Origin of the sequence: Citrobacter sp. Cu096 (genome assembly GCF_030332285.1) — a bacterium.
GTDB lineage: Bacteria > Pseudomonadota > Gammaproteobacteria > Enterobacterales > Enterobacteriaceae > Citrobacter > Citrobacter meridianamericanus.
On sequence record NZ_JAOWID010000018.1, the window covers coordinates 351,713 to 373,741 of the forward strand.

Consider the following 22,029-nt stretch of genomic DNA (forward strand, 5'->3'; position numbering starts at 1 on the left):
CGTCTGGCATTTTTTTATGGAGAAACCATGCGCTTACCGATCATTCTTGATACCGATCCCGGCATTGATGATGCCGCCGCTATTGCCGCTGCGCTGTTTGCCCCTGAGCTGGATCTGCAACTGATGACTACTGTCGCAGGCAATGTGTCGGTGGAAAAAACTACCCGTAATGCGTTGCAACTGCTGCACTTTTGGAATGCGGATATTCCGCTGGCGCAGGGGGCATCAATGCCGTTGGTGCGACCGCTGCGTGATGCCGCTTCCGTACACGGTGAGTCCGGTATGGAAGGGTATGATTTTGTCGAGCACGACCGCCACGCGATGGCAAAACCCGCCTTCCAGGCCATTCGCGATGTGCTGATGCACGCCTCACAGCCCATGACGCTGGTGGCAATTGGCCCCCTGACAAATATTGCGCTGCTGCTGACTCATTATCCTGAATGCGTGTTCAACATTAAGCGCCTGGTGATTATGGGCGGTTCTGCCGGGCGCGGAAACTTCACGCCAAACGCCGAGTTTAATATTGCTATCGATCCCGAGGCCGCCGCGAAAGTCTTCCAGAGCGGGCTGGAGATTGTGATGTGTGGGCTGGATGTCACTAATCAGGCCATGCTCGCCCCGGACTACCTGGCTACGTTGCCTCAGCTTAACCAGACGGGAAAAATGCTGCACGCGCTGTTCAGCCATTATCGTAGTGGCAGTATGAATACGGGGCTGCGCATGCACGATCTGTGCGCTATTGCCTGGCTGGTGCGCCCGGAGCTGTTTACCCTGCAACCATGCTTCGTGGCGGTTGAAACCCAGGGCGAGTATACCTCGGGTACGACGGTGGTGGACATTGAAGGACGTTTAGGTCATCAGGCAAATGCGCAGGTCGCGCTGGGGCTGGACGTTGAGGGATTTCAGCAGTGGGTGGCAGAGGTACTGGCGCTGGCCCCGTGAGGTTGTGATCCGGTCCGCAATATGCGGACAGAATTAGCAGGTTAATCGATTAATCTGCTAATCTGATGCTGTTGTTCTCCTCGGGCCGGAGACACATATGAACCTTTCTTTTATCCAGCCACCGCAGGTGGCGTGGGCAAGCGGCGCTTTAGCCGATGGCCCATTATTGCGTAAATCCACCCGTATTCAGGATCTTACTGACGTTTTTGCCGATGAAATCGCCCGTCAACAGTTGACCGGCGAGCAGGTTGTGTATGACGTTGAAATGCTGGATACGTCTCCCGCTGAAGGCGAACTCTATACCGGCGTTACTCATCTTTATCCTGGCCGGGTTGGTTGCGAATATTTTATGACTCGCGGGCATTTCCATGCGCGCCGCGAACAGGGGGAAGTCTATTTTGGCCTGCGTGGCAAGGGCCTGCTGTTGCTGCAGACTGAACAGGGCGACGCGCGGTTGGAAAAGGTATTCGCCGGATCTGTCCACATCATCCCCGGTTTTACCGCGCACCGGTTAATCAACACCGGGGAAGAGGTGCTGTCGGCGCTCGCCGTATGGCCAGGAATTGCGGGTCATGATTATGCGGCGCTCACCAGGGGCTTCAGAATAAGAGTCTTTGAGGAGAATAAGACGGTCCAGGCGAAGGAGGTACAGAATGGCTGACTTAGCACATTCTTACGGCCTGGATATGACGGTCCATCATCACCCACTTGGTTTTAGCTATGGGGACGACGTTACCGGACCGATGCCAGAGATTCGTCAACTCGATCACATTCGTGCCTCGCTGCGCGATCCGCACTGTGAAGGACCGCAGGAGGTGTATGCCATTGCGATGGATGTTGCGCGAATGCAGGATCGCGAAGAATTGAAAAAGCGGATGCTGCTGTTTGGCGTGGTGACCTATGCAGCGGGAAGGTTGGGGAAAGAACCGGTGCGTAGTCAGGGACATGTTCATCGTATCAGTCAGCACAGCGGCTGGTCTCCGCCGGAGCTTTACGAAATCTGGCAGGGAAAAGCGATCATTTATATGCAGGAATATGTTGAGGATGACCCTGGCCGGTGTTTTGCAGTCATTGCCGGACCGGGAGAGAAAGTGCTGGTACCGCCCGGCTGGGGACATGCGACCATCTCCGCAGACCCGGATGTACCATTAACCTTTGGCGCGTGGTGCGATCGTGAATATGGTTTTGAGTACGACGCCGTGCGTGCACATAAAGGATTGGCATGGTATCCGCTACTGCAGGGCAACAACATTATCTGGCAGCATAATCCCCGTTATATTCCCGGACGACTGCAGGCCGTAACTCCCCGGCAATATACGGAGTTCTCGATTACTTCCGCGCCTGTTTACCAGCAATTCATCGAGGATCCAGCGCGCTTTCAATTTATCTCGCGTCCGGACAAACACCCCGAGCTGTGGCAAAACTTTCATCCATAAAAAACCGGGGCATCGCCCCGGTTGTAATGTTTTCTGTGTATTAACCCGCAAACAGGCCCGTGGCGACGCCAAGAGCGGCCAGAATCAGCAGTAAAATCATTGCTTTCACTGGTGATACACCGCGCTTGGCCATCAGATACCAGGTGCCAAGCACCACAACCAGCGGCAGTAACTGCGGGAAGATACCGTCCAGCATCTGCTGAACGTGAATGTTCACCCCATCTTTAGTGATAAATTCCAGCCCGGTGCCAAGCTTCACGTAGCTTGCCGCTACGCCCCCCATGACAAATACTCCCAGCAGCGATAACGCTTCACGCAGACGGGCAGATTTGCTACTCACCAGCATTTCCACCGAGCCAGATCCCATTTTGTAACCTTTCAGAAACAGGAACCACGAACCAGGAATGATGATGGCCAGCCAGGCAACGGTATAAAACAGCGGTCCCAGAATGTTACCGCCGGCCGCCAGGGCCATGCCGATACTGAGCAGGATAGGGATCAACATCCCAGGGATCATGGAATCGCCGATCCCGGCGATCGGGCCCATCAGGCCAACCTTCAGGGTATTAATGGTCTCGCCATCGATCGGCTCACCGTTCGCTTTTTTCTCCTCCAGCCCCAGCACCATGCCATTTACGATTGCGCCAATCTGAGGTTCCGTATTATAGAACGAGGCGTGGCGGCGCAGCATTTCAGTACGTTGGGCTGGATCGGGATAGAGTTTTTTTGCCACCGGAAGCATGCTCAGACAAAAGCCAAAAGATTCCAGACGTTCAAAGCTCATCGATGACAAGTTGTGCATCATCCATGCACGCCAGCAGCGGCGAAGATCTTTACGCGTGAGTGTACGTTCTTCCATCAGAATTCATCCTCATCATCATCCACAACCGACTTTGCATTCGCGGTCTGCTGCGGTTCCGGTTTGTAGTTGTAATGGATCAACGCCAACAGCGAACCGACGATCACCAGCGCGACCATGTTGAGTTTTAAAAAGACGATGCAGACAAAACCCACGAGAAAGTAGATCAACATGGTGTAGTTTTTGATGATCTGTTTCAGCAAAATCGCGATCCCGACGGCGGGTAAAATGCCGCCCAGTACGTTCATCGTCGACAAGACCATTTTCGGCAAACTGTCCATAAAACCGCTGATGTATTGCGCCCCAAAGTAGACTGCAATAAAGGTCGGTACAAAACGCAGGACAAAGTTTGTTACCTGTGGCCAGATGGCGCTGTTCAGGTAAATACCGCGTTCGTCGCCTCGTTCCAGCGCCACATCTGCCCGGTGATTCCAGAAGGAATTCAGTACCATCATCGCGTTAAACAAAATGGTTCCGGCGATACCGATGGTGGCTGCCAGCGCGACCGCAACCTCGGGACCTTTTCCTGAAAGGATACCTAAAGCAATTGCCGGGTAAGCAACAAAGTTGAGATCGGCCGGCATCGAACCGCCGGGCGTTACCATCGCGATATACACTGCCTGAACCGCGACGCCAATCATGATTCCGGTTTTAATGTCGCCGAGGATAATCCCGACCAACATTCCGGAAATCAGTGGGCGGGTGATCAGATACCAGCCGCCGGTCAGTCCCAGAAGCCAGGGGCTGCTGAGGGCGCCGAGATAGCAAAGTATGCCAATCAACGTAGCTTCGATAATCATCGTGCGCTCCTTATTTCAGCTTCTGGCGTGCGTCCTGCCAGCTGTAGCTACTGGCATCAGGAACCAGGCGAAACTCAACCAGATGTCCATGCTGCGTCAGCCAGTCAAAGGCGGCAATTTCATCCCCGTTGACCGACTGATTCGGGCCGATGGTGGTAGTATCAGCACGAGCACTCATTGGACCCACATTAATCTTGCCGTTGGCATTTTTCAGGCTGATACCCGCTTCTTCAATGCGCTTGAGCGTGACGGGAGATTTGCCAATGACGAAATAACGCTTTTCGCTGGCAATGACTTTCGGCAATTTTTCAATCGCGGTAGCCGTATCAAACAACCAGACTTTAGTGTCCTGTACGGCGCCTTTCATCACCGAGGAGAGCAGAGGGTCGGCCGCGACGGCGTCGTCTATAGCGACAATCCCGTCACAGGGCAGCTCTTTGGCCCAACGTGTCACGAGCTGCCCATGAATTACGCGGTCATCGATACGTACAAAAGAAATACTCATAATGGTTTCCTTTAAAAATCGTCGGACTGAACGGATAAAACCGGGGCGGCTTTAATCAGCGTGGGTACTGTTAACGCCAACAGCTCGACGGCTGCGGCATGAACATCCGTTAAATGGCAGATCTCCTCACTTTGTAACAGCATCGGGAAATTAACGCCCGCGACGACAGCAACGGGAGGAACCGTTTGTGCAGAAAACGCATGATGGCAGGCGACATTCCACGGCGTACCGCTTTGCATGTCACACAGCACCAGAACGCCGTCAGCGTCTTTTCCCGCACTCGCGAGAACCTGAGTGAACGTCTGTTTAAACCCTTCGATACCCGCCTGTTCACTCAGCGTGACGGGGAAAACGTGCGGTAATTCTCCATAAACCATACGACCGCTGGCGAGAAGCGCTTCCGCCAGGGGACCATGGGTGGCAACAATAACGTTAATCATGCGCTTATCCTCTAACCCAGGCTTTAATCGTGGCGAGCTGTTGACCGATGCCTTTGCCAAAAGGCGAAATGCGATACTCTCCTACGGCGGCTGGGATGATAAAGGTCTCTGCATAGTTGACGACGAACGGGGGAAATGCGCCGTTCGGGCTTTCGACAACGGCCTGCGCGCCTTCGACCAGGTTCAGGACGTTGACGCCGCCATGGGTATGGTGAGTGACGGGCGCCGTAAACCAGTGGCGACGCGTTTCGATAAATTCGCGTTCGTGCATCCCGGTTCTTTCTTCCCGCCAACCGTCACCTTCAGCGATGGGTTCAATACGGTTGATCAGGTTGTCGTGCACCCATTGCGTGTCGCGCTGCCAGTCAATAACCTGCTGACCGTGATCAAGATGCACTGGGCGCGGTAAGCCGTCTAAGCCTAAACGACCCCAGTCCCACAGCTTGAAGGTGAAAATATAAGGTGTTGCGCTGATCTCCAGCACCATGGTTCCTGCTCCCGAGCAATGTACGGTGCCGGCGGGGATCAGGAAGTGATCATGTTTATGCGCGGGGATCTGATTCACGAATCGCTCATCATCAAAGATTTTTTCGCCACGTCCTGCGGCCCGGAGATCATCGAGCATATCCTGCGGTGCGATCCCAGTTTTTGTCCCGAGATACACCACGGCCCCCGGTTCGGCTTCGAGAATGTAATAGCTCTCATCCTGGGTATAGTGCATACCAAACTGCTGCTGTATGTATTCGGTGAGCGGATGAACCTGGAAGCTCAAATTCTGCCCGCCAATGGTGTCAAGGAAGTCAAAACGGATCGGGAATTCCGCGCCAAAGCGCGCGTGAACTTTTTCACCCAGCAGGGGGCGCGGATAAGTTAATACCAGGTCCTGAGAAGGGATCTCGATCCGCACGTTGCCAAAACGCAGTAACAGGCTGTTTTCCTCGGGCACGCAATCAAAACACCACGCGTAATTGGGGGCTGAGGGATCGAGATCGAAGTGTTGTTTCATCCATTGGCCGCCCCAGACGCCAGGGTCAAAGAAAGGGGCAACGCGAAACGGTTGTTCGGTTGTTTGTTGCAGGCCAGCGCGTAGCGCGTCACCGCTGACCATCGCGGGATTACTTTCTACCGTGGTATCAAGCAAATAATCGGCGCGTTTGAGTAACGGTGTTTTGTGTCTGTCGAATACCCGCCATTCAATGAAAAAAGCACGTTTGTAACGACGAAGAATATCTTCATCCTGGTTTTCTGCCCCCCAGTTTCCCAGCCCGTCATGGCGCATACGCTGTTGAATTTCCCAACGGGGAAGATCGGCATAAACCAGTATGTCACCAGAATGTGCCAGCGCAGCGCCAGAGCCGTACACCACGACAAGCCCTTCGGTAACGGCATCAATTTGTTGGCGGAGCTGGCGGAGTTTATTGCTATCAAAAAACTCATCCAGATGGTGGCAGGAGAGAACACCAAATACGCGATCGTCGGTCAGGTTGCGCGCCAGTAAATGATGCAGGGCCTGCTCATCGCGGCGGGCGGATTCAATATTCAGCACCAGTGCGGCATCTAACGTCGTAACGAGCTGTTGCTCCAGCTCGTCAAGCCGCACGCCCGGATAGCAATCGACGATCAATACGGTTTTTGCTGCATCAGAAACTCTGGCGTTAAGCACTGAATGGATCGACGACCACCCCTGCCAGGCGTGGTTGTCATAGCCCTGAACGGTAACCTCAGGGAATTTATTATAAGTTGTATGCATTTTCTGTCTCCGTGTTGGCTTATTTAAGATTAATCGATTAACCTTATTTTCATAGTGTGGTTAACGCGATTAACCCGCCATAATCTGAAACCAGTGCGATGAAAAGCACGCTGGCGTGATGTGAATCACACGTAAAAAGGCATTATTTAGGTTATTCGATTAACCTTTGAAAAAAACAGGAGAAGTCATGACCACAGTCACGCTGGCGCAGGTTGCTGAACGCGCGGGAGTGTCCACGGCAACCGTTTCAATGGTGCTGCGTAACCGGGGACGCATTTCTCAGGCAACACGTGACCGGGTACTTAAAGCGCTGGACGATGCTGGCTACGTTTATAATCAAACCGCTGCTAATCTGCGTAACCGGAGCAGTAATCAGGTTGGATTGTTGTTACACGACATCACTAACCCTTTTTATGGTGAGATGACAGCAGGGCTAAGCCATGAGATGGAGCGGCATGACCTGCTGTTGTTTCTGGCAAACAGCGAAGAGTCAGGAGAACGGCAGCAAAAATTTGTCGACTCATTAATGCGCAATAATGCCTGCGGGATGGTGCTCTGCGCGGCGCGCGAAACACCGACATCCTTTTTTGAAGCACTGAAAAGGCGCAATATTCCTGCCATCATGGTGGTCCGCCCCCTCAGCGATCCTGATTTTGATTTTGTGGGAACGGATAACTTTCTTGGTACGCAAATGGCCACTACTCATTTAGTCAGAATGGGGCATAAGAATATTGCGTTTATTGGGGGGAGCCCAAGTTCAGGTAGCCGGGCACAGCGTATCGGTGGCTTCACCAGCACGTTGCTGGAGCAGGGGATATCACCGAATCCGGAATGGATAGTCGCCACGCAGGCCAGCCAAATTGACGGCGCAAAAGCGGCGGAGTCTCTTTTTCTGCGTTTCCCGCAAATTACCGCCGCCGTTTGTTATCAGGACATCGTAGCGCTTGGGGTCATGCAGGCATTACGTAAAATGGGGCGTGAACCGGGGCGCGATTTTGCGCTGGTGGGATTCGATGACATCACCGAAGCGGCGCTGGTGCAACCTGCGCTTACTACCGTCTCAGTGGCCGCAAAAGAGATTGGTCGCAAGGCTGGAGAGCTGCTTTATAGCCGCATTCAGGGAAATGACGAACCACCGAAACGCATTATTCTGCCGCCTGCGCTGGTGGTCAGAGAATCATGTGGTTTTAGCTGATCGTCATGCCTTTTACTGATATCTCTGCCTGTTTATCATTAAATTCTAATTATCGACGTTTTCGGCTGGCGGTGCAGCGTTGCGCTGGTTAATCTGAAAACGATTTACGTAAAATTAACAAAAGAGAATAGCTATGCATGATGCACAAATCCGCGTTGCCATCGCGGGAGCCGGAGGACGCATGGGGCGTCAGTTGATTCAAGCCACTCTCGGCATGGATGGCGTACAGCTCGGCGCGGCGCTGGAGCGCGAAGGCTCGTCCTTACTGGGAAGCGATGCCGGAGAGTTAGCGGGAGCCGGGAAAACGGGCGTTACCGTACAAAGTAGCCTTGAAGCGGTGAAAGATGATTTTGATGTTTTCATCGATTTTACCCGCCCGGAAGGCACGCTGACGCATCTGGCGTTTTGCCGCCAGCACGGTAAAGGAATGGTGATTGGCACCACCGGCTTTGATGACACAGGTAAACAGGCTATTCGCGATGCCGCGCAGGAGATTGCTATTGTTTTCGCCGCGAACTTTAGCGTGGGTGTGAATGTCATGCTGAAGCTGCTGGAGAAGGCGGCGAAAGTGATGGGTGATTACACCGATATTGAGATTATCGAAGCGCACCACCGCCACAAGGTGGATGCGCCGTCAGGCACTGCGCTGGCCATGGGCGAGGCGATTGCTGGGGCGCTGGATAAAGATCTGAAAGACTGCGCAGTCTATTCCCGTGAGGGTTACACTGGCGAGCGCGTACCGGGCACGATCGGTTTTGCCACGGTACGAGCGGGGGATATCGTCGGGGAACACACCGCGATGTTCGCCGATATTGGCGAGCGTATTGAGATTACGCACAAGGCGTCCAGTCGCATGACCTTTGCTAACGGTGCGGTGAGATCGGCAATTTGGCTGAAATCAAAGTCAAATGGTCTTTTTGATATGAAAGATGTGCTTGATTTACGTAATTTATAGCTTTTACTACCCTTCGTGATGTGGTTATTGTAATCATAATTAATTGATTACATGGGGCAATACTTTATTGCCCTTTAATTTTTAGTGTTTGAGTATTGTTTTTCATTTAAATGCGATTTTACCAGTTTTTTGTGGTGGTATTTTGTTATCTGAATGTGAGTTTTGACCAAATGGTCCACTTTTTACTATCGCACTTCCTGTTTTTACACTCTTTATCTTCCGCAAGCGTTTTCCATCCCAAGTTAGCTGATCTTTTTGCCTGTTAAATCGTGTGATTTATCCCAGTGGCGTAAAATAATAATAAAAAATGTCCTTTTGGGTAGACTTTTACGTGGGCTGTCTCTAGAATGCCGCCGTTTGCCAGAAATCCATAGGTAAGCAAATTTGCATTGATTCATGATGTGTAAATGAATTAATATGCAAATAAAGTGAGTGAATATTCTCTGGAGGGTGTTTTGATTAAGTCAGCGCTATTGGTTCTGGAAGACGGAACCCAGTTTCACGGTCGGGCCATAGGGGCAACAGGTTCGGCGGTTGGGGAAGTCGTTTTCAATACTTCAATGACCGGTTATCAAGAAATCCTCACTGATCCTTCCTATTCCCGCCAAATCGTCACTCTTACTTATCCTCATATCGGTAATGTCGGCACCAATGAAGCCGATGCTGAATCTTCTCAGGTACATGCGCAAGGCCTGGTCATCCGCGACCTGCCGCTGATTGCCAGCAACTTCCGCGATACCGAAGACCTCTCTTCCTACCTCAAGCGCCATAACATTGTGGCGATTGCTGATATTGATACCCGTAAGTTGACGCGTTTGCTGCGTGAAAAAGGCGCACAAAACGGTTGCATCATTGCGGGCGATAACCCGGATGCCGTGCTGGCGCTGGAAAAAGCGAAAGCATTCCCGGGCCTCAATGGTATGGACCTTGCGAAAGAAGTCACCACCGCGGAGCCGTATAGCTGGACGCAAGGTAGTTGGACACTGGCCGGTGACCTGCCGGAAGCCAAATCTACCGATGAACTGCCGTTCCACGTTGTGGCGTACGATTTCGGCGCTAAACGTAACATTCTGCGTATGTTAGCGGACCGCGGCTGCCGCCTGACGGTGGTTCCAGCGAAAACCTCCGCTGAAGACGTTCTGAAGATGAATCCGGACGGTATCTTCCTGTCTAACGGCCCTGGTGACCCGGCACCGTGTGATTACGCGATCACGGCAATTCAAAAGTTCCTCGAAACCGATATTCCGGTATTTGGCATCTGCCTCGGCCATCAGTTGCTGGCGCTGGCGAGCGGTGCGAAGACCATCAAGATGAAGTTCGGCCATCACGGCGGTAACCACCCGGTAAAAGACATTGATAAAAATGTGGTGATGATTACCGCGCAGAACCACGGTTTTGCGGTTGATGAAACCACGCTGCCGGCTAACCTGCGCGTGACCCACAAGTCGCTGTTCGACGGCACCCTGCAAGGGATTCATCGCACCGACAAACCGGCGTTCAGTTTCCAGGGGCACCCGGAAGCGAGCCCGGGTCCGCACGATGCCGCACCGCTGTTCGACCACTTTATCGAGTTAATTGAGCAATACCGTCAGTCCGCGAAATAATCAGGAGTAAAAGAGCCATGCCAAAACGTACAGACATAAAAAGTATCCTGATTCTGGGCGCGGGTCCGATTGTTATCGGTCAGGCGTGTGAGTTTGACTATTCCGGCGCACAGGCGTGTAAAGCCCTGCGTGAAGAGGGTTACCGCGTTATTCTGGTGAACTCTAACCCGGCAACCATCATGACCGACCCGGAAATGGCCGATGCCACCTATATCGAGCCGATTCATTGGGAAGTGGTACGCAAAATTATTGAGAAAGAGCGCCCGGATGCGGTGCTGCCAACCATGGGCGGCCAGACAGCGCTGAACTGCGCGCTGGAGTTGGAGCGCCAGGGCGTACTGGCTGAGTTCGGTGTGACCATGATTGGCGCGACGGCGGATGCCATTGATAAAGCGGAAGACCGTCGTCGCTTCGATATCGCGATGAAGAAGATTGGTCTCGACACCGCGCGTTCAGGCATCGCTCACACCATGGAAGAAGCGCTGGCAGTTGCCGCTGACGTTGGCTTCCCGTGCATTATTCGCCCTAGCTTCACCATGGGCGGCACTGGCGGTGGTATCGCCTACAACCGTGAAGAGTTCGAAGAAATCTGTGAACGCGGTCTGGACCTTTCCCCAACCAACGAACTGCTGATTGATGAATCGCTGATTGGCTGGAAAGAGTACGAGATGGAAGTGGTTCGTGATAAAAACGACAACTGCATCATCGTCTGCTCCATCGAAAACTTCGACGCGATGGGCATCCATACCGGTGACTCCATCACTGTGGCGCCAGCCCAGACGTTAACCGACAAAGAATATCAAATCATGCGTAACGCCTCGATGGCGGTACTGCGTGAAATCGGCGTGGAAACCGGCGGCTCTAACGTCCAGTTTGCGGTAAACCCGAAAAACGGTCGTCTGATTGTTATTGAGATGAACCCGCGCGTGTCCCGCTCCTCAGCGCTGGCGTCCAAAGCAACCGGCTTCCCGATTGCTAAAGTCGCTGCCAAGCTGGCGGTAGGTTACACACTCGACGAGCTGATGAACGACATCACTGGCGGCCGCACTCCGGCTTCGTTTGAGCCGTCCATCGACTACGTTGTGACGAAAATTCCCCGTTTCAACTTCGAGAAATTCGTTGGCGCTAACGACCGTCTGACCACGCAGATGAAATCTGTCGGTGAAGTGATGGCGATTGGCCGTACCCAGCAGGAATCGCTGCAGAAAGCGCTGCGTGGTCTGGAAGTGGGCGCGACCGGCTTCGACCCGAAAGTAAGCCTGGACGATCCTGAAGCGCTGACCAAAATTCGCCGCGAGCTGAAAGACGCGGGCGCAGAGCGTATCTGGTATATCGCCGATGCCTTCCGCGCGGGCCTGTCCGTCGACGGCGTGTTCAACCTGACCAACATCGACCGCTGGTTCCTGGTGCAAATTGAAGAACTGGTACGCCTGGAAGAAAAAGTAGCCGACCTTGGCATCAACGGCCTCGACGCTGACTTCCTGCGCATGCTGAAACGTAAAGGTTTCGCCGATGCGCGTCTGGCGAAACTGGCCGGCGTTCGCGAAGCGGAAATTCGCAAACTGCGTGACCAGTACAATCTGCATCCGGTCTACAAGCGCGTGGATACCTGCGCAGCAGAATTTGCCACCGACACCGCCTACATGTACTCCACTTATGAAGATGAGTGTGAAGCAAATCCGTCCGTCGACCGCGATAAAATCATGGTGCTGGGCGGCGGTCCAAACCGTATCGGTCAGGGCATCGAGTTTGACTACTGCTGCGTACACGCCTCGCTGGCACTGCGCGAAGATGGTTTTGAGACCATCATGGTCAACTGTAACCCGGAAACCGTTTCTACCGACTACGACACCTCCGACCGTCTGTACTTCGAGCCGGTAACGTTGGAAGACGTACTGGAAATCGTGCGCATCGAGAAGCCGAAAGGCGTTATTGTGCAGTACGGTGGCCAGACTCCGCTGAAGCTGGCGCGCGCGCTGGAAGCAGCAGGCGTGCCGGTAATCGGTACCAGCCCGGATGCCATTGACCGTGCGGAAGACCGTGAGCGCTTCCAGCACGCGGTTGACCGTCTGAAGCTGAAACAACCGGCGAACGCCACCGTGACGGCCATTGAACAGGCTGTTGAGAAGGCGAAAGAAATTGGTTACCCGCTGGTGGTGCGCCCATCCTACGTTCTCGGTGGTCGCGCGATGGAAATCGTCTATGACGAAGCCGACCTGCGTCGCTACTTCCAGACTGCGGTCAGCGTGTCTAACGATGCACCGGTGCTGCTGGACCGTTTCCTTGATGATGCGGTTGAAGTGGACGTGGATGCTATCTGCGACGGCGAAATGGTGCTGATTGGCGGCATCATGGAGCACATCGAACAGGCGGGCGTACACTCTGGTGACTCCGCATGTTCTCTGCCTGCGTACACGCTGAGCCAGGAAATTCAGGATGTAATGCGCCAGCAGGTGCAGAAACTGGCCTTCGAACTGCAGGTTCGCGGTCTGATGAACGTCCAGTTTGCGGTGAAGAATAACGAAGTTTACCTGATTGAAGTCAACCCGCGTGCGGCACGTACCGTTCCATTCGTCTCCAAAGCAACGGGTGTACCGTTGGCGAAAGTCGCGGCGCGCGTAATGGTCGGAAAAACGCTGGCACAGCAGGGCGTCACCAAAGAAGTTATCCCGCCATACTACTCGGTAAAAGAAGTGGTGTTGCCGTTCAACAAGTTCCCGGGCGTTGACCCGCTGTTAGGGCCTGAAATGCGCTCTACCGGGGAAGTGATGGGCGTGGGTCGTACCTTCGCAGAAGCGTTCGCCAAGGCACAGCTGGGCAGCAGCTCCACCATGAAAAAACAGGGTCGTGCACTGCTCTCCGTTCGCGAAGGCGATAAAGAGCGCGTGGTTGACCTGGCGGCGAAGCTGCTGAAGTTTGGTTTTGAGCTGGATGCAACGCACGGCACGGCAATTGTGCTGGGCGAAGCGGGTATCAACCCACGTCTGGTGAACAAGGTGCATGAAGGGCGTCCGCACATTCAGGATCGTATCAAGAATGGCGAGTACACTTACATCATCAACACCACCGAAGGTCGTCAGGCGATTGAAGACTCTAAGCTGATTCGCCGCAGCGCGCTGCAGTACAAAGTGCATTATGACACCACTTTGAACGGCGGTTTCGCGACGGCGATGGCGCTGAATGCCGATGCCACTGAGAAGGTGACCTCGGTGCAGGAAATGCACGCGCAGATCAAAAAGGCATAAGCAAAGGGGCCGGTGATAATTGCGTTAACCGGACCTGTAATATTATCTTGAAAGGGTTTCTGTAAAGAAACCCTTTTTTACCTCTCGTAAGGTCATTCCTGGCCAAATGCAGTTTCATAACCACATTTTCAATGTAATAAGCACGATATTGCTCACACTAATCAACATTCAAGTCGCATACTATCTTTTATATCCACAATTTTAATATGGCTTAGTTTTTATTAATTTGGACAGGCCGTAGCCAGATTTTTAATTTGTGAAATGGTGTGCTTATGTGTGAAAAATATGTTGAAAGACCGCTTTATTTGTTAATTGCTGACTGGATGATGGCTGAAGATCGTTGGATCACCGCAAAGGAAATTTCCCGCCATTTTGATATTGAACACTGCAAGGCAATTAATACGCTCTCTTATATTTTGTCGGAAGTGGGAGAAATTGTTTGTGAAGTTAAGATGATCCCTAATCAGATTGCAGGCCGGGGCTGCCAGTGCCAGCGTCTGGTGAAAGTCATCAGTATTGATTCCCACCTCTACAACCGATTGAGCCACAATTTGCAGGAAAAAAAGGTGAGTGTGGCGAAAACGCCGCGACTGTCTGGCGTTCCGCCAACAGAGCTCAACCGTGAGCAGAAATGGCAGATGATGCTGTCAAAAAGTATGCGTCGCTAATGATTCGCTTACCTGATGGTAGCGTTAACGGTGATTGATTCGTAGGCCGGATAAGCGTTAGCGCATCCGGCATAGATTACTGGGCTGATTTGGGTTTCACGTCCGTCGTGCCTTTCAGGCGCGGCCGGTTTTCTTCGACCTGCGTTAATGGCTGCGTTTCACGTAAACCTGCCCGGCAGCGGACCGCAAGGTCCTGATACTCTTTAGTGTTCAGTCGCTTCCAGTGCAGTTCCTGGTCAGTGACTTCACGCAGTACGCGAGCAGGTGAACCGACCAGCAGTTGCCTTGCTTCCCCCTGAAATCCGGCTTTGACAAAGCTCATGGCGGCGACAATGCTCTCTTCGCCAATCACCGCGCCGTCCATAATTACGCTGTTCATGCCGATCAGCGCGTCCCTGCCCACCACGCAACCGTGCAGGATTGCACCGTGGCCGATGTGCCCATTTTCATGCACGATGGTGTCAGTGTCGCAATAACCATGCATGATGCAGCCATCCTGCAAGTTAGAACCCGCCTCCAGAATCAGGCGACCATAGTCACCGCGCAGTGAGACGTGTGGGCCGACGTAGACGCCAGCTCCCACGATCACATCACCAATCAACACGGCGCTGGGATGAACATACGCCTCTGGATGCACTACCGGAATCAGGCCTTCAAAGGCGTAATAGCTCATCGGTTATCAGCGTCCTTTCCACACCGGATCGCGTTTTTCTGCAAATGCCTGAGGTCCTTCGAGCGCATCTTCTGAGTGCAGCACCGACGGATAGTGCTTCAGTACTCCGCTGCGGATGTAACGGTAGCCTTCTTCTACCGGCATTTCACTGGTCGCACGATAAATTTCTTTCAGTGCGGCGATAGCCAGCGGGGCGCTATTCACCAACTGCTGCGCCAGTTCGCGCGCGCTATCCATCAGCTCGCTCTGGCTGACAACGCGGTTGACGATACCCCAACGCAGCGCTTCTTCTGCGCTCATTCGTCTGCCTGTCATCACCATTTCGTTGACGATAGCCGGTGGCAGCAGTTTAGGCAGACGCAGTACGCCGCCGCTGTCAGGTACGATCCCCAGTTTGGCTTCTGGTAGCGCAAAGCTGGCATTTTCCGCACAGACGATAAAATCCGCTGCCAGCGCCAGCTCAAAACCGCCACCAAACGCATAGCCGTTAACTGCGGCGATAACCGGCTTATCGAGGTCGAAAATTTCGGTTAAACCAGCAAAACCGCCGGGGCCAAAGTCGGCATCAGGCGCTTCACCTTCGGCCGCTGCTTTTAAGTCCCAGCCCGCAGAAAAGAATTTCTCACCGCCGCCGGTGATAATCGCGACGCGTAATTCCGGGTCGTCACGAAAATGAAGAAAAGCTTCCCCCATGGCAAAACTGGTTTTTGCGTCAATAGCGTTGGCTTTAGGACGATCGAGAGTAATTTCCAGGATCGGGCCATTACGGGTCAGATGTAATGATTCACTCATAGTTCATCTCCAGATAAATAAATTTCCCGGCAGGAGGAATTCCAGCCGGAAGGGTTATTTCAGATTTTTTTTGATTATTTTTCCTGAACAATTGCGTGGCAGGTCGGTTCTTATCTCCATAAACGAGGGAACCTTGAATTTCGCCATATTGTTTTCGCAGAAGCTAAAGAACTCAGCTTCGCTTAATGTTTCACCTTCATTGAGCACGATAAATGCTTTAATGGCTTCATCACGGATCGAATCTTTTATACCGACAACCACAATGTCCTGAATTTTCGGGTGCGCAGAAATAATATTTTCCAGCTCGACGCAGGAGACATTTTCCCCGCCGCGTTTAATCATGTTGCAGCGCCTGTCGACGAAATAAAAAAATCCGTCCGCATCCTGGTAACCCGAATCTCCGGTATGTAACCAACCCTCAGGTTCCAGCGCTTTGGCGGTAGCCTCCGGCTGCGCATAGTACTCTTTGAAGATAGTTTTGCCCGGCACGCCTTTAATGCAGATTTCGCCAATTTCTCCGGCGGGCAGGGGACGGTTTTGATCGTCACGGATTTCGGCTTCATAGCTAAAACCCACGCGACCTATAGAGGGCCAGCGCCGTTTGTCTCCTGGGCGATCGCCAATAATGCCAACGATGGTTTCGGTCATACCGTAGGACGTCAGCAGCCTGACGCCAAAGCGTTCGGTAAAGGCGTCTTTTTCCTGCTCGGATAAATTGAGATAGAACATCACTTCGCGCAGGCGATGCTGTCTGTCCGTTGGGGCCGCGGGTTGTACCATCAGGGTTCTGATCATCATCGGAATGCATTCGGTGACCGTCGCCTGGTATCTACGTACCTGATCCCAGAACGCCCTGGCGCTGTACTTCTCCAACAGCACAAAGGTGCTGCCTGCAGAGAATGCCGCCATGGCCGCCGTACACTGACAGTCGATATGAAAAGCGGGCATCACCGTCATGTAGACGTCGTCATCACGCAGGGCGATTTGCCAGGAGGTGTAATAGCCGGCAAATCGCAGGTTGTAGTGGGTAATGACAACCCCTTTAGGTCGTGAGGTGGTGCCAGAGGTAAACAGAATTTCTGCCGTATCATCAGTGGATAACGCGGGCGTATAACACAGCGTAGTCGACTGGCGGGCTTGCAGTTGGGTAAAGTGGCTCACGCCGTCGTCAACCGGAAGTTGCTCGCCAATCAGGCAAATATGATTAAGCGGAGTCGTATTTTCCAGCCGTATCTGGCGATACATAGGATAAAACTGGGCACTGGTGACTAACAGGCTCACATGGCTGTTTTGCAGGATCCAGGCGCTTTCTTCGCCCAGTAATCGGGCATTAATCGGCACCATAATGGCGCCAATTTTTGCCAGCCCAAACCAGCAAAAGATGAATTCCGGACAGTTATCAAGATGCAACGCGACCTTGTCGCCTTTGCGGATCCCTAAGGAATGGAAAAGGTTCGCCGTGCGGTTAATCTCTTCATTGAGCGAGGCATAGCTAAACTGCCGAACGTTTCCTTCGCAGGATTCGAAAATTAACGCCGTTTTATCTTCGTACACCCCGGCCAGGTCGTCCCACATCTGACGTAAGTTTTGTCCGCCAACGATATCCATATTGCTTTATCCACTGAAATCAGGCGTGAGCGCTAACCCACTCGCGGGTCAGCGCGTCACGTTTATTCCTCAACTCTGGCCAGGCCTTTGCCGACCAGCTCATTTATGTCTGCTTCGCTATAACCAATGTTTTTCAGAATGGCGGCGGTATCCATGCCATGTGACGGCATGCCACGCCAGATTTTCCCCGGGTTGTTTTTAAATTTCGGCATGATATTCGGTCCTTTGCAGGTGCGACCATCCATCGTTTGCCACTGAGTAATAGATTCACGAGCAACGTACTGCGGGTTGCCTTCCAGTTCCGGAATGGTCAGTACCTTCGCGCAGGCGATATTCAGCTCTGCAAAGCGCGCCTGCACTTCGGCGATGGTGTGCGTTGCCAACCACGCATCCAGTTTCTCTTCCACGAGCGGGCCATAAGGGCATTCCACGCGATGGATAAGCTGGGTACCTTCCGGGACTTCTGGCGTACCAAGAATATGGGCGAGGCCGATATCTTTGAAGCATTCATTGATTTGTGTGATGCCTACCAGCTCCATGACGATATAACCATCGGCGCATTTATACAGGCCGCAGCCAGCGTAATACGGATCTTTGCCTTTGGTCATGCGTGGGCAAATTTCGCCGCCGTTAAAGTAATCCATCATGAAGTACTGACCCATACGCAGCATGACTTCGTACATGGCGATATCAATGCTTTCACCTTTGCCCGTTTCGCGTACTTTGTGCAGGGCAGCCAGCGCCGCTGTCGTTGCGGTCATTCCTGAGAAGTAATCGGCGGTGTACGGGAAAGCAGGCATCGGCTGATCAACGTCGCCGTTTTGGATCAGATAGCCGCTGAACGCCTGCGCGATAGTGTTATATGCCGGAAGATTAGTGTACTCATCGGTCCCAAACTGGCCGAAGCCGGAAAGGTGGGCGATTACCAGTTTCGGGTTATGTTCCCACAGCACTTCATCAGTAATTCCGCGACGAGCAAAGGCCGGGCCTTTACTGGCTTCAATGAAGATATCGGTGGTTTCCATTAGCTTCAGAAATGCTTCCCGACCTTCATCTTTGAAAATATTCAGCGACAGGGCGTGTAGGTTACGACGTGAGAGCTGCGGATAGTTAGGCTGTACGCGGATGGTATCGGCCCACGCAACGTTTTCAATCCAGATAACCTCAGCACCCCATTCGGCGAACATCTGTCCGGCGAACGGACCGGCAATCTCGATCCCTGAAAATACAACTCGTACCCCGGCAAGTGGGCCAAAGGTTGGCATTGGTAAGTGATCCATAATTTTGCTCCTGGCATTTTTTTGTATGCCCGGTAAGCACAGCTCCACCGGGCATATTGCCGGATGGCGGCGTTAACGCCTTATCCGACCTACGAAACGAACGAATCAACGGTATTGCTTCAATACCGCACGACCCAACGTCAGGATCTGCATTTCGTCAGAACCACCAGAAACACGGTCAACGCGCAGGTCACGCCAGAAGCGCGTGATGCGATGATTGCCCGCGATACCCACTCCGCCCAGCACCTGCATGGCGGTGTCTACCACTTCAAATGCCGCGTTGGCGCAGAAGTATTTGCACATTGCCGCGTCACCCGAGGTAATGGTGCCGTTATCCGCTTTCCAGGCAGCTTCCAGCAGCATGTTTTTCATGGAGTTCAGTTTGATCGCCATATGCGCAAACTTCTCCTGAATCAGCTGGAAACGGCCGATAGCTTCGCCAAACTGCACGCGCTGATTGGCGTAGCGCGCCGCATCTTCAAACGCGCACATTGCCGTACCGTAGTTGGTCAGTGCGACGAGGAAGCGTTCATGGTCAAACTCTTCTTTTACGCGATTGAAACCGTTACCTTCCCGACCGAACATGTCTTTCTCGTCCAGCTCAACGTCGTCAAAGGTGATTTCACAGCAGCTATCCATGCGCAGACCGAGTTTCTCCAGTTTGTTGACCTTGATGCCCGCTTTGCTCATGTCAACGAACCACTCGGTGTAAACAGGTTTATCCGGCGATGCGCCATCTCTCGCCATTACCACGATGTAAGGGGTATAGGCACTACTGGTGATAAAGCACTTACTGCCATTAAGATAAACCTTACCATTTTTACGTGTATAAGTGGTTTTCAGGCTGCCAACATCCGATCCCGCTCCCGGTTCGGTGATCGCAGAGTTCCACATCTGCTTACCGGTTCCCTGGAACGCCATAATTTTATCGATTTGTTCCTGGGTCCCTTCACGCAGGAAGGTGTTAAAACCCCCCGGTAACTGGTACAGCACATAGGTTGGCGCGCCCAGGCGGCCGAGTTCCATCCAGACGGCGGCCACGGTGACAAAACCCGCTTCCAGTCCACCGTGTTCTTCCGGAATCAACAGGCTATCGATGCCCATATCCGCCAGCGCTTTAACAAAACGCTCAGGGTAGACGCTGTCGCGATCGCACTCGGCAAAATAAGCTTCCCAGTTCTCACTGGCCATCAGTTCACGAATACCGGCGACAAACAGCTCCTGCTCGTCATTTAAGTTGAAATCCATCTTTCAGCCTCTTGATCAATTGGGTTAATAAGAATTACTTGTCTTTCCAGTGCACTTTGGCGTCTTTAATAAAGGACAGCGTCACCATGATATTGACGAAGAACAGCGGGCATCCTCCGGCGATAATCGCGGTCTGTATTGGCTTCAGCCCGCCCAGCGCCAGTAGAACGATACCGATGATGCCGACCAGCACGGACCAGCCGATACGCACTAACAGCGGTGGTTCTTCACCATCGCGGACTTCGCGACAGGTGGACATCGCCAGGGTATAAGAGCAGGCGTTAATCAGCGTGACGGTGGCAATAAAACAAAGGATGAAGAAGCCCCACATGGTGGCGGTGCTGAATGGCAAGGCGGCCCAGGTTTCGATAATGGCGCGCGCCACGCCGTGTTGTTCAATCAGCTGTGGGATGTTGAGAATGTTTTTATCCATCAGCAGCAGGGTATTGCTGCCAAGGACTGTCCACAGGATCCAGGTAGAAGCGGTCAGGCCCAGCACCATCCCAAAGCACAGTTCACGTACGGTACGACCACGAGAAATACGTGCCAGGAAGATGCTCATCTGGATGGCGTAAATGACCCACCATGCCCAGTAGAAGACGGTCCAACCCTGCGGGAAGCCGCCTTTGCCGATGGCATCGGTATAGAACAGCATGCGCGGCAGATACATCAGCAGCATGCCGACCGAGTCGGTAAAGTAGTTCATGATGAAGCTGGCGCCGCTGACGATAAACACCCAGCCCAGCATCAGGAAGCTCAGGTAGCTACGTACGTCGCTGGCGATTCTGACTCCTTTTTGCAGGCCGCAGGCTACGCAAATGGCGTTCAGAATGATCCAGCAGGTAATGATGATGGCATCTAATTGCAGTGTATGCGGAATACCGAACAGCCATTGCATACACTCGGTTACCAGCGGTGTCGCCAGACCGAGGCTGGTACCCATCGCAAAAATCAGCGCTACCAGGTAGAAGTTATCAACGATGGTGCCGAACAGCCCTTTCGCATGCTTTTCGCCCACTAATGGTACCAGCGTGGAGCTAGGACGGATGACGTCCATCTTGCGCACAAAGAAGAAATAGGCGAAGGCCACGGAAAGGAAGCTGTAGGTTGCCCATGGCAGCGGTCCCCAGTGGAACAGGCTGTAAGCCAGACCTATCTCTTTCGCACCCGTGGAATTGGGTTCCAGGGCGAACGGTGGGGTGGAGATATAGTAGTAGATCTCGATGGAGCCCCAGAACAGTACCGCTGCTGAAGTACAGGAGGCGAACATCATAAAGATCCAGCTGGCGGTACTAAACTCCGGTTTTTCGTCGCCTAATTTCTTTTTGGCATACGGGCCAAAAACCAACCAGAACCAGCCGAAGAGCATGACGACCATATACCATTCAAATGCCCAGCCCCAGACACTGGTGACATAACTGAATACCGCATTAATAACGACGTTAGCGGCATCGAGATCTCTTACTGTTAGCCAACAAAGTATTCCAACTATTATTAATGGCGGAAAAAAAACCTTCGGTTCAATTCCCGACTTTCTCTTTTCATTTTTCATAAGTGAATTCCAGTGTGAAAACGAAATTTATTTAGCGTGCCCGTGTGTGATCGTTTGTTTATTTATTATTAATGATTTGTTGATAACTTTTTAACCTCTGGGGCGCCTCAGTGAGTAACTCATAATGAGTATTCATTTCGGGTGGTTCTGTTATCTGTGTCACACTTTTTTACGCTGGTTAATTTGCTTAAATTCATGCTGTTTTTTGTTGTTAATCAGTGTGTTATCTGTGGTTTTTTAACTTTTTTAAGTGGCTGGCATTCAATATTGTTGAACCCGCAGACAATATTGAAAATTTTTATATTTGTCGTAATTCTTTCAATATTGGTGAGGTGCGTAACACTATTGAAAGTTACGAATTTCAATGTGTGACATTTTCAATATTGGTGATTAAGGTTTTATTTCCGAATTAAAGAGCGTGATATCTGTATTTAACACCGCCGATATAAATACGTTTCCTTCATGATTTCTGGAGAT

At 52.4% G+C, this 22,029-nt stretch carries 19 protein-coding genes; 8 read left to right on the forward strand and 11 right to left on the reverse strand.

Annotated features, from left to right (window positions below; all coding sequences use genetic code 11):
• The first annotated feature begins 27 nt into the window (after window positions 1-27).
• The 3 genes from rihC to OGX99_RS03150 all read left to right on the forward strand — a co-directional run bounded on the left by rihC (window position 28) and on the right by OGX99_RS03150 (window position 2,378).
• On the forward strand, window positions 28-942 hold the full coding sequence (gene rihC, locus OGX99_RS03140; RefSeq protein WP_151216697.1) for a ribonucleoside hydrolase RihC: 915 nt from the start codon (window positions 28-30) through the stop codon (window positions 940-942).
• Window positions 943-1,039: 97 nt separating this feature from the next.
• Window positions 1,040-1,603, forward strand: a complete 564-nt coding sequence (locus OGX99_RS03145) for a glucose-6-phosphate isomerase family protein (RefSeq protein ID WP_187253707.1) — start codon at window positions 1,040-1,042, stop codon at window positions 1,601-1,603.
• Window positions 1,596-2,378 (forward strand): glucose-6-phosphate isomerase family protein, encoded by a 783-nt coding sequence (locus tag OGX99_RS03150; RefSeq protein WP_151216699.1) that lies wholly within the window; start codon window positions 1,596-1,598, stop codon window positions 2,376-2,378. The genes OGX99_RS03145 and OGX99_RS03150 overlap by 8 nt, the downstream gene beginning before the upstream one ends.
• A gap of 40 nt (window positions 2,379-2,418) precedes the next feature.
• Here the strand turns inward: OGX99_RS03150 and OGX99_RS03155 are convergent, their stop codons facing one another.
• Genes OGX99_RS03155 through OGX99_RS03175 form a run of 5 tightly spaced genes read right to left on the reverse strand, consistent with a single transcriptional unit; the run spans window position 2,419 to window position 6,732 of the window.
• Window positions 2,419-3,237, reverse strand: coding sequence for a PTS system mannose/fructose/sorbose family transporter subunit IID (locus OGX99_RS03155; RefSeq protein ID WP_151216700.1), 819 nt, complete (start codon window positions 3,235-3,237; stop codon window positions 2,419-2,421).
• Window positions 3,237-4,037 carry a PTS mannose/fructose/sorbose/N-acetylgalactosamine transporter subunit IIC gene (locus tag OGX99_RS03160; RefSeq protein ID WP_151224535.1) on the reverse strand — a complete coding sequence of 267 codons (801 nt, stop codon included), beginning with the start codon at window positions 4,035-4,037 and terminating at the stop codon, window positions 3,237-3,239. The genes OGX99_RS03155 and OGX99_RS03160 overlap by 1 nt, the downstream gene beginning before the upstream one ends.
• Window positions 4,038-4,047: 10 nt before the next feature.
• On the reverse strand, window positions 4,048-4,542 hold the full coding sequence (locus tag OGX99_RS03165) for a PTS sugar transporter subunit IIB (RefSeq protein WP_151216702.1): 495 nt from the start codon (window positions 4,540-4,542) through the stop codon (window positions 4,048-4,050).
• Between the two features lie 11 nt (window positions 4,543-4,553).
• Window positions 4,554-4,982 (reverse strand): PTS sugar transporter subunit IIA, encoded by a 429-nt coding sequence (locus OGX99_RS03170; RefSeq protein ID WP_151216703.1) that lies wholly within the window; start codon window positions 4,980-4,982, stop codon window positions 4,554-4,556.
• A 4-nt stretch (window positions 4,983-4,986) separates the two neighbouring features.
• The gene (locus OGX99_RS03175; RefSeq protein ID WP_151216704.1) at window positions 4,987-6,732 is read right to left on the reverse strand and encodes a class I mannose-6-phosphate isomerase; all 1,746 of its coding nucleotides are present in this window, start codon (window positions 6,730-6,732) and stop codon (window positions 4,987-4,989) included.
• 187 nt (window positions 6,733-6,919) lie between these two features.
• Here OGX99_RS03175 and OGX99_RS03180 point away from each other — a divergent pair, with 187 nt between their 5' ends.
• The 5 genes from OGX99_RS03180 to caiF all read left to right on the forward strand — a co-directional run bounded on the left by OGX99_RS03180 (window position 6,920) and on the right by caiF (window position 14,399).
• Window positions 6,920-7,927, forward strand: a complete 1,008-nt coding sequence (locus OGX99_RS03180; RefSeq protein ID WP_286542654.1) for a LacI family DNA-binding transcriptional regulator — start codon at window positions 6,920-6,922, stop codon at window positions 7,925-7,927.
• 133 nt (window positions 7,928-8,060) lie between these two features.
• Window positions 8,061-8,882 carry a 4-hydroxy-tetrahydrodipicolinate reductase gene (gene dapB, locus OGX99_RS03185; RefSeq protein ID WP_252838426.1) on the forward strand — a complete coding sequence of 274 codons (822 nt, stop codon included), beginning with the start codon at window positions 8,061-8,063 and terminating at the stop codon, window positions 8,880-8,882.
• Window positions 8,883-9,337: 455 nt separating this feature from the next.
• Window positions 9,338-10,486, forward strand: coding sequence for a glutamine-hydrolyzing carbamoyl-phosphate synthase small subunit (carA, locus tag OGX99_RS03190; protein WP_286542658.1), 1,149 nt, complete (start codon window positions 9,338-9,340; stop codon window positions 10,484-10,486).
• Between the two features lie 17 nt (window positions 10,487-10,503).
• Window positions 10,504-13,731: a carbamoyl-phosphate synthase large subunit gene (gene carB, locus OGX99_RS03195; protein WP_151216707.1), complete on the forward strand. Its 3,228-nt coding sequence runs from the start codon at window positions 10,504-10,506 to the stop codon at window positions 13,729-13,731.
• A 272-nt stretch (window positions 13,732-14,003) separates the two neighbouring features.
• Window positions 14,004-14,399 (forward strand): carnitine metabolism transcriptional regulator CaiF, encoded by a 396-nt coding sequence (caiF, locus tag OGX99_RS03200; RefSeq protein WP_151216708.1) that lies wholly within the window; start codon window positions 14,004-14,006, stop codon window positions 14,397-14,399.
• 76 nt (window positions 14,400-14,475) lie between these two features.
• Here the strand turns inward: caiF and caiE are convergent, their stop codons facing one another.
• From caiE to caiT, 6 genes are all read right to left on the reverse strand, one after another.
• On the reverse strand, window positions 14,476-15,072 hold the full coding sequence (gene caiE / locus OGX99_RS03205) for a carnitine operon protein CaiE (protein WP_286542660.1): 597 nt from the start codon (window positions 15,070-15,072) through the stop codon (window positions 14,476-14,478).
• A 6-nt stretch (window positions 15,073-15,078) separates the two neighbouring features.
• The gene (gene caiD / locus OGX99_RS03210; protein ID WP_116360653.1) at window positions 15,079-15,864 is read right to left on the reverse strand and encodes a crotonobetainyl-CoA hydratase; all 786 of its coding nucleotides are present in this window, start codon (window positions 15,862-15,864) and stop codon (window positions 15,079-15,081) included.
• A gap of 54 nt (window positions 15,865-15,918) precedes the next feature.
• Window positions 15,919-17,472: a crotonobetaine/carnitine-CoA ligase gene (gene caiC / locus OGX99_RS03215; RefSeq protein WP_151216710.1), complete on the reverse strand. Its 1,554-nt coding sequence runs from the start codon at window positions 17,470-17,472 to the stop codon at window positions 15,919-15,921.
• A 62-nt stretch (window positions 17,473-17,534) separates the two neighbouring features.
• Window positions 17,535-18,752, reverse strand: coding sequence for an L-carnitine CoA-transferase (gene caiB / locus OGX99_RS03220; protein WP_151216711.1), 1,218 nt, complete (start codon window positions 18,750-18,752; stop codon window positions 17,535-17,537).
• 105 nt (window positions 18,753-18,857) lie between these two features.
• Window positions 18,858-20,000 (reverse strand): crotonobetainyl-CoA dehydrogenase, encoded by a 1,143-nt coding sequence (gene caiA / locus OGX99_RS03225; RefSeq protein WP_005124373.1) that lies wholly within the window; start codon window positions 19,998-20,000, stop codon window positions 18,858-18,860.
• A gap of 34 nt (window positions 20,001-20,034) precedes the next feature.
• On the reverse strand, window positions 20,035-21,552 hold the full coding sequence (gene caiT, locus OGX99_RS03230) for an L-carnitine/gamma-butyrobetaine antiporter (RefSeq protein WP_151216712.1): 1,518 nt from the start codon (window positions 21,550-21,552) through the stop codon (window positions 20,035-20,037).
• Between the last annotated feature and the right edge of the window lie 477 nt (window positions 21,553-22,029).

What these genes read in the sequence shown, in the direction of transcription:
- rihC (WP_151216697.1), top strand. Translation starts at nt 28, where the DNA reads ATGCGCTTACCGATCATTCTTGATACCGATCCCGGCATTGATGATGCC.
- OGX99_RS03145 (WP_187253707.1), top strand. Translation starts at nt 1,040, where the DNA reads ATGAACCTTTCTTTTATCCAGCCACCGCAGGTGGCGTGGGCAAGCGGC.
- OGX99_RS03150 (WP_151216699.1), top strand. Translation starts at nt 1,596, where the DNA reads ATGGCTGACTTAGCACATTCTTACGGCCTGGATATGACGGTCCATCAT.
- OGX99_RS03155 (WP_151216700.1), bottom strand. Translation starts at nt 3,237, where the DNA reads ATGGAAGAACGTACACTCACGCGTAAAGATCTTCGCCGCTGCTGGCGT.
- OGX99_RS03160 (WP_151224535.1), bottom strand. Translation starts at nt 4,037, where the DNA reads ATGATTATCGAAGCTACGTTGATTGGCATACTTTGCTATCTCGGCGCC.
- OGX99_RS03165 (WP_151216702.1), bottom strand. Translation starts at nt 4,542, where the DNA reads ATGAGTATTTCTTTTGTACGTATCGATGACCGCGTAATTCATGGGCAG.
- OGX99_RS03170 (WP_151216703.1), bottom strand. Translation starts at nt 4,982, where the DNA reads ATGATTAACGTTATTGTTGCCACCCATGGTCCCCTGGCGGAAGCGCTT.
- OGX99_RS03175 (WP_151216704.1), bottom strand. Translation starts at nt 6,732, where the DNA reads ATGCATACAACTTATAATAAATTCCCTGAGGTTACCGTTCAGGGCTAT.
- OGX99_RS03180 (WP_286542654.1), top strand. Translation starts at nt 6,920, where the DNA reads ATGACCACAGTCACGCTGGCGCAGGTTGCTGAACGCGCGGGAGTGTCC.
- dapB (WP_252838426.1), top strand. Translation starts at nt 8,061, where the DNA reads ATGCATGATGCACAAATCCGCGTTGCCATCGCGGGAGCCGGAGGACGC.
- carB (WP_151216707.1), top strand. Translation starts at nt 10,504, where the DNA reads ATGCCAAAACGTACAGACATAAAAAGTATCCTGATTCTGGGCGCGGGT.
- caiF (WP_151216708.1), top strand. Translation starts at nt 14,004, where the DNA reads ATGTGTGAAAAATATGTTGAAAGACCGCTTTATTTGTTAATTGCTGAC.
- caiE (WP_286542660.1), bottom strand. Translation starts at nt 15,072, where the DNA reads ATGAGCTATTACGCCTTTGAAGGCCTGATTCCGGTAGTGCATCCAGAG.
- caiD (WP_116360653.1), bottom strand. Translation starts at nt 15,864, where the DNA reads ATGAGTGAATCATTACATCTGACCCGTAATGGCCCGATCCTGGAAATT.
- caiC (WP_151216710.1), bottom strand. Translation starts at nt 17,472, where the DNA reads ATGGATATCGTTGGCGGACAAAACTTACGTCAGATGTGGGACGACCTG.
- caiB (WP_151216711.1), bottom strand. Translation starts at nt 18,752, where the DNA reads ATGGATCACTTACCAATGCCAACCTTTGGCCCACTTGCCGGGGTACGA.
- caiA (WP_005124373.1), bottom strand. Translation starts at nt 20,000, where the DNA reads ATGGATTTCAACTTAAATGACGAGCAGGAGCTGTTTGTCGCCGGTATT.
- caiT (WP_151216712.1), bottom strand. Translation starts at nt 21,552, where the DNA reads ATGAAAAATGAAAAGAGAAAGTCGGGAATTGAACCGAAGGTTTTTTTT.